Consider the following 14,518-nt stretch of genomic DNA (forward strand, 5'->3'; position numbering starts at 1 on the left):
ATGAACTCCTAGGTGTTCCCACGAAATGACCGTCAGTTACACGGCCGTGCTGTCGCCCGTCATTTTGCGCGAAACGAATAGCACGATGATGATCAAAGTGATTTGCAGCACGCCGTACGCGCACGCCGTACCGAATTCGAACGAGTACATCCGCTGGAAAATCTCCACGGAAAGCGGCGTGCTTTTCGCCGTGAAGAGCAGAATGGAGGAAACGAATTCTCCGATGCCCTGCACGAACGCGAGCAGCGTGCCCGCCAGTATCCCGCTCAGCGCCATCGGAAAGACGACGCGCCTGAAGCTGTACCACCAGGTGGCGCCCAGATTGCGCGCCGCCTCCTCGACGGAAGCGTCCATCTGGACCAGCGTCGCCGACGTGGAGCGGAACACGAGCGGCAAATGGCGGACGAAATACGCCAAAGGCAAAATCCAGAAGCTGCCGATCAGCACTTGGTTGAAGCTGAATACGGTCGGCTCGCTGAAGGCGGCGATCAGGTTGACCGCGACGACCGTTCCCGGCAGCGCCCACGGCAGCATGATCAGCACGTCCAGCAGCGTCTTGCCTTTGAATTTCAAGCGGACCATCGCATAAGCGGCCGCCACGCCGAAGATGATATTGCCGATCGTCGCCACGAAGCTCATCTGGAAGCTGTTCGCAATCGGCCGCCACGTCTTGCTGTCGGTAAACAGCTTCACGTAATGGTTTACCGTATATTCCGGAGGAAGAATCTGCGTCGTCCACGTGCCGTCCGTCGAGAACGAAATCAAGACCAGCACGAGAATCGGAAGCAGCAGGATGATGACGCCGATAATCGACAGGATCATCGCGATATACTTGCCTGCGGCGCTTTTCACTTCCGTGCGGTGCACGCTGACGCCTTTGCTCATGTTCTGGTAATTGCGCAGCCCTTGGTACCAGCGCATCACGAGCAGGAACAGGATGGACACGACAGACAGGATCGTGGACTGCGCCGCAGCCATGTCCAGATTGCCGTTCGTCCGCGACAAATAAATCTGCATCGTCATCGTCCGTTCGATCCCGAAGATGAGCGGGGCCGTATAGGACGCCATCGCGATCATAAAGACGAGCAGCGAAGAGGCGACCATCGCCGGCGTCAGCATCGGCAGAATGACGCGCCGCCATATATAGAGCCGTCCTGCGCCGAGACTCGCCGCCGCCTCCTCCAGGGACGGATCGAGGCCGCGGATCGCAGAGGAAGCGGTCATATAAAAGTAGGTGTACATCGTGAACGTATGCACCACAAGGACGCCCCAAATGCCCTTTAAGGAAAACGGCACCTGATCGAGATGAAGCAGCGCTTTGAGCGCCCTTGGGATAATGCCGCTCTCGCCGTACAAGAACGTAAACGACAGCACGCCGACAAGAGGCGGCAAAGCCATCGGCACGAGCACGAGGACGGACAAAATTTTCCGGCCGGGGAACTCGTAGCGCTCCAGCAGAAACGCCATCGCGACGCCGACGATCGCGCAGGTGATCACGCTTAAGACGGAAATATAAATGCTGGTCCAGAGCGCCTCGAGGTTGGACGTATGCTCCAGGCTGAAAAACTTGGCGTAGTTTTTCAGCGACATTTGATCCTCGACCTGGATGCTTTGAATGAACGTCTGGAACAGCGGATAGACGACATAAGCCAGGAGCACCAAAAACAGAGGCGCTACCAAGACATAGACGAAATAAGGCGAGTGCGTGAAGGAGCCCCGCTTGGTTGAACTTGTTCCCGGTTTAGATCTCATCATCATCCCCTCGCTATCCCAAGAAATAGATGCTTTCTTTTGGAATGAACAGGGAGATCTCTTCCCCGCGTCCGCGCACCCGGTGCCCTTGATTGACGAACATCGCTTTCAATTGCTGGCCCGCCACTTGCGATACGTAGTTCACGCTGACTCCCGTAAATTCGGAGATGATCACGTTCCCTTTGACCACATTGTCCTGCGGCTCGCCTTGCAGCGCTTCGCGGACCGCCTCCGGACGGATGGACATCGTCACGCTCTTGCCCGCTTCCAGCTTGCAGTCGGGTGAAGCGTTGGCGGTCAAGCCTCTCAGGCTGAGGCCCGGAGCGAAACGTACGACCGCTTCGCCGCCCTCGATCCGTTCCACGGTTCCTTCCCACAGATTGGACTCCCCGATAAAGGAAGCGACAAACCGGTTGACCGGGCGGTTGTAGATTTCTTCCGGACTTCCGATCTGCTGGACGACTCCGCCCTGCATGACCATGATCCGGTCGGACATCGCCATCGCCTCGGCTTGATCGTGCGTCACATAGATCGTCGTAATTCCCAATTCCAGCTGAAGTCTCTTGATTTCGATTCTCGTTTCTTCTCTGAGCTTCGCATCGAGGTTCGATAACGGCTCATCCAAGAGCAAAATTTGCGGCTCGATGACAAGCGCGCGCGCCAAGGCAACCCGCTGCTGCTGGCCGCCGGATAATTGATCGATTCGGCGGTTGCCGTAGCCTTCCAAGTGAACCTGCTTCTGTGCGCGTTCGACGCGCTGAACGATTTCGGATTTCGGAACCTTTCTTACTTGCAGACCGAATGCGATATTTTCAAACACCGTCATGTGCGGAAACAAAGCATAGTTTTGGAACACCATTCCCGTGTTTCTTTTGTTTGGGGGAAGGGTGGTGACATCTTGATCGCCGAATACGATACGGCCCTCGCTCGGATAATAAAACCCTGCGATCATCCGCAGCGTCGTCGTTTTGCCGCAGCCGCTCGGCCCGAGAAAGGTGAAGAACTCCCCCGGTTGAATCCGAATGTTGACATCCGTAACTCCCTTGACATTTCCGAATTGTTTGCTGACGTGATCCAGTACGACCTCTATCAAGCAGGTTTCCTCCTTTGGGTAAAATGATCAGGCGGAGGAGCTCCTCCGCCCGAATGCATTATTTGGAACCTTTCCCTTTGATGTTCTCATCCCAATGCTGCATCCATTCTTTCTCTTTCTGCGCCATGACGGCCCAATCGATATTCAGCGGTTTCAGCTCCAGCCCTTTCAACCATGCCGGAAGCGTATCCTTGTTGATGTCCGTACGCGTCGGAATTTGGTACAGCTTCTCCGCCAGCTCGACGCGCAGCTTGGAATCGAAGAGGAATTCGTAAAATTTCTTCGCCGCTTCCATGTTTTTCGCGCCTTTGACCACCCCGACGCCGTCAACCAGAATCGGCGCTCCGCTCGCCGGGTAAATGAAGTCGAACGGCTGCTTTTGCAGCTCTTTCTGGATCATGATATCCTGCAGGTTCCACAGCGACAGCGTGCCTTCCTCGCGCGCCAGCTTCAGGTACAGGTTGGTCGGATCTTGGGCGTATTCCTTCGTATTGGCGTCAAGCTTTTTCAGCCAGTCGTATCCTTTCTTCGGATCGTTCGCATCTTGGCGGTAGATCAAGGAAGAATAAATCGTTCTCATCGTTCCGGAAGCGAGCACGCCGCGAATGATAATTTTGCCCTTATACTTGGCATCGAGGAGGTCGTCCCAATCTTTGGGAGCGTCTTCTTTTTTCAGCGCTTTGGAGTTGTACATGATGACTTCCGGCAGCAGCATTTCGCCGTACCAGCGGTCCTGGCTGTCTTTGTACATCGCCGGGATTTTGTCGGCGAAGCTCGGTTTGACGCTCTCAAGCAGCCCTTCGTTCGCCGCCGTCATCAGCGCCGATTGCGTGCCGCCCCACCAGAAATCGGCCTGCGGATTCGCCTTCTCCCCACGCACGCGCTCCAGCACCTGCTGCGCACCCATGGTAAGAACCTCGACGTCCATCCCCGGGTTTTGTTCTTTAAATTTCGGGATAATTTCCTCGACGACGTTCTTGTCTCTGGCCGTATAAATGACCAGCTTCTGCTTCTCGGACTTCGCGCCATCGGATGATTTGTCTCCCGGCTTCTGACCGCCGTCGGAAGCGCTTCCTCCGCAGGCCGTAACCGTCAGCATCGCCATGCTGAGCACGGCCCCCGTTAACCAAGTCGTTGCTTTTTTCTTTGTCATCTTTAGACCTCCTGTGCTTTATGCAGAATTGTAAGCGTCTTCACTTGATCCAAACGGCACCGGAAGCGACAAAGCCGCTTACCGCTGCAGCTTGGAAGTGGACGGAAAAGCCTCCAGCGCGCAATGAATGGCCCCGATGAGTCCCGCCTGATCGCCGAGCGACGCCATCTCGATTCGGGGAACGGAGGGAACCCAGTCCGTTAACCATTGTTGTATTTTATGAACCCCTTCGTCCCCGATATGCAGCATTTCTCCGCTAAGGATCAGAAGCGCCGGGTCCATCACGCTCGTTAGATTGGCGATGCCGTAGGTCCAGTGCCGGCAGATATCGTCGAGAAGCGTCTGCGCCGCTTCGACCCCGCTTTTTGCTTGTTCGACGATTTGCTTGACAATGCTCGCGTCCTCGTCTATCGAAGGGAGGACGGCTTTGGCCTTCTCGCGAATGGCCCGTACGGAATAGTTGCGCTCGAATACGCCGTATTCTCCCTTGGTCTGCTTCCCGACCGGACCGATCACCATATAACCGATCTCTCCGCTCGCCTCTTTGGCTCCGCGGTATAATTGCCCGTCGATCATAATGCCGGCGCCGATCCCTGTTCCCGCATACATATACACCAGATTGGAATGCCCGACGCCGATGCCCTTGTGAAATTCTCCGAGCGTCATCAGGTTGACGTCATTCTCGATGACCACAGGCAGCCCCAAGGCCGCTTCGATCTCCTTCCGTACGGGCAGCCCCATCCACCCCGTACTGGGGGCGTAGCTGACTGTCCCTGCGCTTCGCTGGGTAATCCCCGGCAAGCCGAGCCCCATGCCAAGCAGCCGCGTTTTATCGAATCCGCTTTCATTCAGCAGCGCCGCAAGCCCCTGCTCAATGCTCCGAATGGCCGTCTCTCCGTTCATCGGATGCGGCAGGCACGTCGTGCGCTGAACCAGCAGCTCCCCTTTCAGATTGGCGATAGCCAGCTGCAGGGTGCTGCCTTCGAACACCGCGCCGATGACGCCGTAGGCTTGAAAGTTATATTCCAGAAGGATGGGCTTCCTGCCGCCCTTCGATTCTCCGAACCCGACCTCGCTGATCAAGCCTTCCACGATCATCTCGTCCACCAAGGCCGATACGCACGGACGGCTGAGCTCCGTTAATTTCGCCAAATCGGCTCTCGATACCCGGGGGTTTTCTCTCAGCTGATGAAGAATGCCCTCCCGGTTCATATGCTTTACCAGCTTGGCGTTTCCCGTTTGGCCTCTGCCAATCAATCGCTGTCCCCCCTTTCCGATTAAGTTAGTTAAAATAACTAACAAAGTTTTCTTGAACTCATTTTATTGTATTCGCTTACAAATTGTCAACTACAAATTTCTACATCTTTCTACATCTTTTCGTCGTTACGGAAGCCGTCGCGGAAACTGAATTTTATTGCTCTGCGGGTGTTTTTCCGGTTTCCGTATATTTTCGGAAAGACCGGCCGCGCCGTATTGAGCCCCTCTCCCCCACCATTGCTGCAAGCCATGCTAACCTCACTTGTCATGCGGCAAGGAAAATTTTCTTCAAAAATTTTCAATTTGGTGTAGAACGCCACAGAAATCCTGAGCATGATCCGTTATGATAGATTCTGGTAAGCGATGATATCGAATCTGTATCTGGGCACTTGGATTCGATGGAGCTAGTAGTGCAACCGGACCACCCTTCAGTTGGAGGGTGTTTTTTGCCGTTCCAACTGAAACTGATGGAGGTGGTAAAGAGGTAATGGCAAAGAAAAAGATCAGTACGCTGCTCGTTGCTCTATTGATCATGATGCAGTGGCTGTATGCATTCGGCTTAACGCCGCAAGTCAACGCAGCCCCGATTTCCAGCAACATTATCGATAGCGTAACGATGGCAGTGTACGACAAGTCCGGTAACGTGGTAACGGAGGACGTTTACGAGCCGGGCTCGAAGGTGAAGTTGGACTATACCTGGTCCCTGCCTAACGGCCACGGTTACAAGAACGGAGATACGTACACGTTCAAGCTGCCGGAGCAATTCAAGCTTTACAACGATATCCCCGAACAGCCGCTTATATCGGGCGACGAAGCTGTCGGGAAGTTCAAGGTCATCAAGGATACCCATGAGGTTATCATGACCTTGGAGATGATCGAGAACCTGTCGGATGTCAGAGGAACGTTGACTTTCCAGACGGCGTTCGATATGCAGGTGATTAATGGCAGCACGACGCAAATTATTAAAATTCCGGTGAAAGGCGGAGAGCAGGTCTTTACGCTGCACTTTAAGCCGAACGTTGATTCAACCATCGGGAAAAGCGGCGTAGCGAAAGGCTACAATGCGAAAAGCATCGATTGGACGGTAGATGTGAACAAAGAGCTGGCCGCTGTCCAGAACGCGGTCGTGACCGATCCGATTCCAGCCGGGCTGGGTGCTCCGGTCACCGTCGCCGTTTACGAGCTTAACATAGACTTGCACGGCAAAGTGGTTCAGGGCGCGCCGGTAGACGGCAGCAAGTACACCCTGAGCACGACGGGCAACGTCCTGAAGCTCAGCTTTAATGAAAGTCCGATTCGTACGGCGTACCGTATTCAGTACACGACGCCGGTTACCGACGAGGACCAAGCTACATTTGTGAACAAGGCGACCTTTGAAGGCAGCAACAAGCAGCCGGTCAGCGCCGAGGCCACCGTTAAGGTGCAGCACGGCACGGCTCTGGACAAAAAGTCGACGCACTACGATTCTAAGACGCAAACGATCGACTGGGAAATCAAGTACAATTACAACGAGAAGTCGATCGTCCAAGCCAACGCTTTCTTGACGGATCTGTTTAACGATACGCAGGAGCTGGTAGCAGGTTCGCTCCATGTCTACCCGGTGACGCTCGACTCGAACGGCAGCGAGAAGCTTGGTGCTGAACTGCCTGCGGCCAGCTACAAGGTAACTCCGGAGACTGCAACCGGAAGCAGCGGCTTTAAACTGCAGTTCCTGCAGGACATCTCGTCCGCATACAAAATCAAGTACCAAACGAAAGCCAAACAGCGCGTGATCGACGGCGCTAAAATAACGAACAAGGTGACTTCCGGGAGCGGAGACAGCGGCACGGCTGAACGCACCATCAACCAGGTCATTATTACCAAGCGCGTCGGGGCGGTGGATTACCAAGCCAAAACGGCAGCCTGGAGCATTACGCTAAACCAGGACAGCCAACCGATGACCAACGTAGTCGTGAAAGACATTTTCCCTAACAAGGGTTTGCGTCTCATTCCGGGATCGCTGGCCGTTACGGAAGGGAACAAGCCGATGGACGCGGCGGATTATACCGTGGACGCCTCCGTATCGGCGGATCAAGGCTTTACAATTACGTTTAATCGAGCGTTGTATGAACCTGTAACGATTACTTACAGCACCGAGTTCAACATGGATTGGCTCGCCAACAATGCGACGAGCTTTCCGAATAAAGCTACGGTCGCGTGGGTCGACAGCAATTCCAAGGAACAGACGAAGACGGTATCCGCCACGTTCGATCCTAGGAACGAAGTAAAGAACAACGGGTTTAAAAACGGTGTCTACGACGCCTCTCAGAAACAAATTACATGGACGATTGGCGTGAACTATAACGGCAAGACGCTTGCCGGGGCAGTCGTTCAAGATACGCTTGAGTCCGGCCAGAAGCTGCTCGACAACTCGCTTGCCGTATACAACATGAATATCGCAGCCAACGGCAATCCGTCGCAGGGAACCGTTGTCGACAGCACGTATTATAACTATACGGTCGGTAAGGACAATAAGCTGACCGTGACTTTCCTGAAGCCTATTTCGGCTCCATACTATATCGTCTTCAAGACAAGTCTCGATGGAAAGCTTATTGACAGTAAAGTGAACAACACGGCAACCGTATTCGATGGAACAACGCCGGTATCGAAAAATTTGACGGCTTCCGTCAACATTCCTAACGGCGGCGAATACTTGAACAAGAGCGGTACACAAAACGGCGACAAAATCAATTGGACGATTCTCATTAACCGCGGACAATCCACGGTAACCAATGCCAAAATCGTCGATACGCCATCCGAGAACCAGCTTCTGCTGCCGGGTACGTTCAAATTGTTTGCGACGAAAGTAGACGCCAACGGTAAGGTATCCAAGGGAGCCGAACTGGTCAAAGACGTGGATTATTCGCTGGAACTTAAGACGGACGACAACGGAAAGCAGTCTTTCGAATTGAACTTCCTGAAAACATTGTCCACCGCAGCGATTTTGGAGTATCAATCTTTGATCGTTGCCAAAGATCAGGACAAAGTATCCAACAAAATCGAATTTACAGGCACGAATGAAATTAAGGTGACCAAAGATACGTCCACCAGCATCGTCGTCGGAGTCAGCAGCGGATCCGGTACGATCGGCGGGGTCAGAGGTACACTGACCGTCGTGAAAGTGGACGCATCGGACAACAAAACCCGCCTTGGCGGGGCAACCTTCGAGCTTTACCGGAAATCCGGCTCGGATAAAGTGCTTGTCGGCACGCTGACAACCGATGCGAGCGGAACTGCTGTATTCAAGAAATTGCTCGCCGGGGATTACGTTGTGAAGGAAACGGCGGCTCCGGACGGCTATGTACTCGATTCCAAAGAGTATCCGGTATCGATTAACAGCGCAGACGGCTTCCAATTAACCGTAGCCAACACCAAGTCCTCTACACCGAAGCCGCCGGTAATTAAAGGTTCGCTGACGGTGAAAAAGGTCGATTCGGTGCAATCCGATCTGCTGCTCGGCGGCGCGACCTTCGAGCTCTATGAGAAAAAAGGCGCAAGCCTGACGCTCGTCAGCACGAAAACGACGGATGCAAACGGAACCGTCTCTTTCGATAAGCTGCCAGTAGGGGATTATGTGGTAAAAGAAACAGCAGCTCCGACCGGCTATGTGCTTGATTCCAAGGAGCATCCGGTTTCGATCCAAAACACGGACAACGTGAAGCTGACGGTCACGAACGTCAAGTCCGGAACGCCGAAACCGCCGGTAATCGAAGGCTCGTTGACGGTGAAAAAAGTAGATTCGGCGCAAAACGAGCTGCTGCTCAGCGGAGCGACCTTCGAGCTGTATGAGAAAAAAGATGCAAGCCTGACACTCATCGGCACCAAAACGACGGATGCGAGCGGAACGGTTGTGTTTAATAAGCTGCCTGCAGGAGATTACATCGTGAAAGAAACGGCGGCTCCGACCGGCTATGTGCTCGATTCCAAAGAGCATCCGGTTTCGATTCAAAACGCAGACAACGTTAAGCTCACAATCACGAACAATAAGGCGACCACGCCGACCACGCCGACCACGCCGACAACGCCGACAGTTCAAGGCTCGTTGACGGTGAAAAAGGTAGATTCGGCGCAAAACGAGCTGCTGCTCAGCGGAGCAACCTTCGAGCTCTATGAGAAGAAAGGCGAAAGCTTGACGCTCATCGGCACGAAAACGACGGATGCGAGCGGAACGGTCGTGTTCGATAAGCTGCCAGCAGGAGATTACGTCGTCAAGGAAACGGCAGCTCCGACCGGCTATGTGCTCGATTCCAAGGAGCATCCGGTTTCGATTCAAAACGCGGACGGATATACGTTAACGGTAACTAATGCGAAATCATCGTCGTCTTCGTCGGATTCCGATTCGTCTGGTTCAGGTTCGTCGGGCTCGTCTTCAACGCCGACGACAACAACGACAACGACGCCGAATAATCCGGCATCCGGGGGAGTACAACCGGACGGCAATAAACCGAACGGCGAGGAAACGATCGATAGCAATATCAAGGTGCCGCTAGGCCCGCCGACGGTTGACCAACCGCAAAACGGGGATAAAACGACCCCGCCGGACCAGCCGAAAGCTCCGGAAAAACCGGACGGGAACGAGACGATCGACCTGGTTCAACGTGAAGTGCCGCTAGGCAACCCGCCGAGCGACAAAACCAAAAAAGAAACGCTGCCGAAAACAGGAGAATCCAGCCCTGTCTACATCCAACTGGCAGGTCTTGCCTTGGTCCTTTTCGGATTTATGCTGCGGCGTAAATTGATGAAGAACACCTAGGCGGCTTTTCTTACAAAACTCTTCCTAACGCGCGCCTCTTCCGGCGCGCGTTAGGTCGCTTGTCAGGACGAAGGAGGGAGCTTGAATGATCAAAAAAACGCTGCCGATCCTATGCATTTTTCTGGGAGTCGCGATTTTTCTCTACCCTGCGGTCAAGGACCGCTACGAGATCTACCGGCAGCAGCAAATGATGGACCAGTGGACGGAAGCCTTGAAGCGCATCGATCAAGCTTCCGAAACCGCCGATCCAAAGCCGCATACGCTTAACCCCGTACCGGTATCGGCAGTCGTTGCTCCCGATCCCGCTCCTGTGGACGTAACGTCTGCGGACCCTCAGCCGCAGTCTTCGAATGCCGGACCGGAATCCGTACCGGACCCTTTTCAGGGGAAGCCAATCGAGGGCATTTTGACCATCGAGAAGATTAAACTGAAGCTGCCGATTATAACGGACGCAACGGTGAGCCATCTGAAGCTTTCCGTGGCCAGCATCGCAGGAACTGGGAAACCCGGGGCCGTCGGGAATTATGCGATTGCGGGTCACCGAAACTTGACGTATGGGAAAAATTTCAACCGACTGGATGAAGTCGACAAAGGAGATCTCATCGAAGTCGATACGGGAAAGCAGCAGTACCGGTACGAGGTCCAAGAGAAGCTGTACGTTCTCCCCGAGGACGTCTGGGTGTTAAAAGGCAACGGCAAAGACCGGGAAATTACGCTAATCACCTGTCATCCTATGGAAAACCCGACACATCGTCTCATTGTAAAAGGGAAATTGATAGAGAAGCCATAATATGATATGCTAGAAGCATAAAATAAAAAATATTTTCGGTGCTTTCAACCGATAAAGGCAAACCCAACGAAAGTTGGAGACGCAAAGCTACAGGGCCTTCCTTAGTGTGGTAACTAAGATGGCAGCCAGTTACCGAAAGGGGAGCTTTTTTATGTTCAAAAAGCTTTTAGCGATGACATTCGTCACAGCCATGCTGTTCTGTTCGCCAAAAGGAACATATGCCGCAACCGAAAACTACCAAATCGACCGAACCGCTCTGGATAAAGGAGTCATCACGGTTCGGGCCGCACAACCTGCCGATGTAAAAACGATTGTCCGCATTTCGAAGGGCAATGATAACTACGACTATAACCTGGTGAACGGGGCGCAATATCCGCTGCAGCGAGGCAACGGCACATACAGCGTCCTGGTCGCGCAGTTAATGAGCGACAATAAATATAAAGTCGTTTCGAAGGAAAGCGTCGAACTGAACTTGGTAAACGAAAACGCGGTTTTCGTCCAATCGATTCCGCTGATTAACTGGAACAGCAATACAAAAGCCGTCGTACAGGCAACCAAGCTGACGAACGCCGCCATGACGGACATGGAAAAAACGGCGGCAATCTATTCGTACATAACGCAAAGCATCCGATACGATTTCGCGAAGGCTCAATCGGTCCAAGCCGATTATATTCCCGATCTGGATACCATTTACGAATCGTCGAAAGGCATATGCTATGATTACGCGGCCATGTTTGCGGCGATGGCCAGAAGTCAGAATATCCCGACCCGGTTGGTTATGGGGTATGAGGCTTCGGCTCCGACGACATACCATGCGTGGAATCAAATTTATTTAAACGGGCAATGGGTCACGATCGACACAACGTACGATGCAACCTTCGTCCAAAACGGCCAAGAAACCCCGATGATTAAAAATCCGGCGGATTACACAATTACTCAGGTCTATTAGTTCGTTATTAAGAACAAATCGGACTTTTTCACGAACAACCGTATGCCAAATGCGGTTGTTCTTTTTTTCATTTTTCTAGACCGATATTGACAGCGGCGACCCGAGGGGGTATGATCCAAATACAAGTTTTTCTATTGGAATTAACAACTTTAATAGAGGAGGCTTTTCGCCATGCATCGTTCGGTTAATCAAAAGAAAACGTTATTCCCGCTCGCAGCCGTCAGCTTATCGGCGGCTCTGCTCTACTCCGGACTGTACGGAGGTACGGCGGTTCGTGCGGAAGCGGCTGCGGCCCCTGCGGCGGTATCGTCTCCCTCGGCAGCGGACTATAAAGCCTTTTTGCAGAACCAGTACAAGATCGAGCTGCCGGCTGCGCCGACGAAGGGCGAATTTATTCAGGACGTGGCGAAGGTGCTGAAGCTCGGAGGCGCCTCTGACGGGGAGAACCGTTTTACCGATCTGAAGACCGAAGACCCTGCCTATGCGGCCGCTCAGGCTTTGGCCGACAAGGGTGTTCTGTCCGGCGGAACGCTGCAGGCGGCGGCTCCCCTCACGGAAGATGCGGCTGTCTATATTGCGCTGAAAGCCGCAGATTTGGAGGAGCTCGCCTATACATACCCCGAAGCGAAAATTAAATCAGCGCTGCGCAAGCTCGGCATCGACTATCCGGGCAATCCGAAATTGTCAGAGCAAGCGGCGCAGGAGCTGGCGGCGGCCGTGGACACGGGCCTGCTTCCTGCCGCATGGCATGGCTCGTTCGGACTCGGCGATGCGGCCTCCGACGATTTGGCCGCCGATCTGCTCGGCAGCATTCTGTCGTTCAAAGGCGCTTACAAGCATGCGATCGGCTCCGTGGCTGACGCGGATATTTTCGCCAAGCTGTACCAAGCGTATCAAACGCAGGATCTGATTCAGGTGAAAGAGCTGCAAGCCGTCGTGGACGAAGCGCTGAAGCAGAACTTGATCACCGGCTACAATCTGAAGGATTCCCGCTACAGCGCAGACTTTGACCCGAAGCGGTCGCTGACCTACGGGCACGACGATATTACGCACGCCGTGCAGCTGATCGGACTGCTGCGCAGCGAGGGCTTGAACGCCAAAGTGCAGCTTGAGCCGAAAACGTCGGCCTTCGTCTACCTGAAGGAGTGGGGCGAGCCGAAGCAAACGGACAGCTACAAGGTCGTGCAGATCGAGAACGGCAACTACATCGCTTATGCGAAGGAATATGACCTTGCCTTCGAATTCGATACGGCGGAGCAAAAAGCGAAATTTCAGGACGTCATTTTCCAATACGCCAAAAAGAACAGCGAGGACGCCAAAGGTCTGATCGCCGGCTCCTGGTGGCAGCCGCTCTACTATTCGCTCACCCCGATTGACGCGTACAAGGAAATCGCGAACAATAAGCTGGCCGAAGGCCACTATTACGCACAGACGTTCTCCCTGTCGGACAAAACCGCGGAGATCGCTTCCGGCCTCCAAAAGATCCAGCCCGGCGCCAAAGTGGAGTCTTACCGCTTTTGGGTCGATGAGCCGTTTTACAACTATTTGCTCGGCGGCTATAAATAAATAGGCGTAAACGTGATTGAAAATAAGGGGCATTGGAGGGCCGGTCGCCGTCCGCGGATCCGAACGTTCCGCAAACGGCGGCTACGAAGCCCGCCATGCCTCTTCCCTGTTTTATGCGCTTACCGGTTCCCGGCTGCCTGCGGCTTCGAACCGTCTTCGTGCGGCAGCCCCTCTTCCCGCCAGCGGATGTATCCGCCGCTCAAGTTAATTACCTCTTTGATCCCGCCGGCCTGCAGCACGCTTGCGGCGATGGCCGAGCGCGCGCCCGAACGGCATTGCAGCAGGACCGGCTTATCCCGCGGGATTTCGCTCAAGCGGCCGGGCAAGGTGCCCAACATGAGATGCTGCGCCCCGGGAATGCGCCCTTCCTGCCATTCGCTCAAGCCCCGCACATCCACCAGATGCACGTCGCCCGCTTCCACCTTCCCGGCCATCTCGGACGGGGTCGCTTCGGCATACGACTCCAGGCGCGAGGAACCGTCCGCTCGAAGCTTGCCCGCATCCATATAGCCAGTCACATTGTCGATGCCGATGGATCGGAGAGCGGTCAAGATGCCCGGCCATTGATCCGGCTTCGCCAATACCGCCAGCGGCCGCTCGTAATCAATCAGCCAGCCGGCCCAGTTGGGAAACGATTTGTTATACGGAATATTAATCGTCCCCTCCAAATGCCCTTTGGCGAATTCCTGGGCGGGGCGAGTGTCGAGCACCGCTGCACCCGCCTCAAGCAAGGCGGTCACCGCTTCCACCGATGACAATTCCGCCACCGCCGCAAGCCGACTCAGCAGCTCCGGTCCCTTCCGGTTCACCTGCTTCATCACGGCAAAATAGCGCGGTGGTTCAGGCTGACCGTCAAGCAGCGCTTGAACGAACGCTTCTTCGTCCGTATAAGACAGCGCAGGGTTAAACCGCTTCTCGTAGCCAACGGTAGAGGACGGCACCGCGCCGAGCGACTTGCCGCACGCGCTGCCTGCCCCGTGCGCCGGCCACACCTGCAGGTAATCCGGCAGCCGCTTGAATTGCTGGAGCGAGCGGAACATCGCCCGGGCTCCGGCCTCGGACGTCCCGCGAAGTCCGGCGGCTTTCTCCAGCAGGTCCGGCCTGCCGACATCGCCCACAAAGACGAAGTCCCCCGTGAAAATGCCCATCGGCTCGTCGGCGCCCCC

Annotated in this window: 9 protein-coding genes and 2 riboswitches; of the genes, 4 read left to right on the forward strand and 5 right to left on the reverse strand. The window is 54.4% G+C overall.

Annotated elements, in window-relative coordinates:
- Window positions 1-36 precede the first annotated feature (36 nt).
- The 4 genes from PEH01S_RS28970 to PEH01S_RS28985 form a co-directional block, all read right to left on the reverse strand.
- Window positions 37-1,752, reverse strand: coding sequence for an ABC transporter permease (locus PEH01S_RS28970; protein ID WP_246063097.1), 1,716 nt, complete (start codon window positions 1,750-1,752; stop codon window positions 37-39).
- Window positions 1,753-1,765: 13 nt separating this feature from the next.
- Window positions 1,766-2,845, reverse strand: a complete 1,080-nt coding sequence (locus PEH01S_RS28975; RefSeq protein ID WP_127489629.1) for an ABC transporter ATP-binding protein — start codon at window positions 2,843-2,845, stop codon at window positions 1,766-1,768.
- Window positions 2,846-2,903: 58 nt separating this feature from the next.
- On the reverse strand, window positions 2,904-3,998 hold the full coding sequence (locus PEH01S_RS28980; RefSeq protein WP_127489631.1) for an extracellular solute-binding protein: 1,095 nt from the start codon (window positions 3,996-3,998) through the stop codon (window positions 2,904-2,906).
- Between the two features lie 78 nt (window positions 3,999-4,076).
- A complete protein-coding gene (locus PEH01S_RS28985) occupies window positions 4,077-5,255 on the reverse strand; it encodes an ROK family transcriptional regulator (protein WP_127489633.1) in 1,179 nt (392 codons plus the stop codon).
- Window positions 5,256-5,602: 347 nt separating this feature from the next.
- A riboswitch (cyclic di-GMP riboswitch) is annotated at window positions 5,603-5,686 on the forward strand.
- 56 nt (window positions 5,687-5,742) lie between these two features.
- Between PEH01S_RS28985 and PEH01S_RS28990 the strand changes: the two genes are divergently transcribed.
- The 4 genes from PEH01S_RS28990 (at window position 5,743) to PEH01S_RS29005 (ending at window position 13,352) form a co-directional block, all read left to right on the forward strand.
- The gene (locus PEH01S_RS28990; protein ID WP_164828065.1) at window positions 5,743-10,047 is read left to right on the forward strand and encodes a SpaA isopeptide-forming pilin-related protein; all 4,305 of its coding nucleotides are present in this window, start codon (window positions 5,743-5,745) and stop codon (window positions 10,045-10,047) included.
- 85 nt (window positions 10,048-10,132) lie between these two features.
- Window positions 10,133-10,837 (forward strand): class D sortase, encoded by a 705-nt coding sequence (locus PEH01S_RS28995; RefSeq protein WP_127489635.1) that lies wholly within the window; start codon window positions 10,133-10,135, stop codon window positions 10,835-10,837.
- A gap of 46 nt (window positions 10,838-10,883) precedes the next feature.
- Window positions 10,884-10,974: riboswitch (cyclic di-GMP riboswitch) on the forward strand.
- 14 nt (window positions 10,975-10,988) lie between these two features.
- Complete coding sequence (locus tag PEH01S_RS29000; RefSeq protein ID WP_127489637.1) at window positions 10,989-11,786, forward strand: transglutaminase-like domain-containing protein; 798 nt, start codon at window positions 10,989-10,991, stop codon at window positions 11,784-11,786.
- A 171-nt stretch (window positions 11,787-11,957) separates the two neighbouring features.
- A complete protein-coding gene (locus tag PEH01S_RS29005; protein ID WP_127489639.1) occupies window positions 11,958-13,352 on the forward strand; it encodes a hypothetical protein in 1,395 nt (464 codons plus the stop codon).
- 119 nt (window positions 13,353-13,471) lie between these two features.
- Here PEH01S_RS29005 and PEH01S_RS29010 read toward each other — a convergent pair.
- The coding region (locus PEH01S_RS29010) for a rhodanese-like domain-containing protein (RefSeq protein ID WP_127489641.1) at window positions 13,472-14,518 on the reverse strand (1,047 nt) is incomplete at its 5' end.

This window comes from Paenibacillus ehimensis NBRC 15659 (assembly GCF_004000785.1).
GTDB classification, from domain to species: Bacteria; Bacillota; Bacilli; order Paenibacillales; family NBRC-103111; genus Paenibacillus_G; species Paenibacillus_G ehimensis.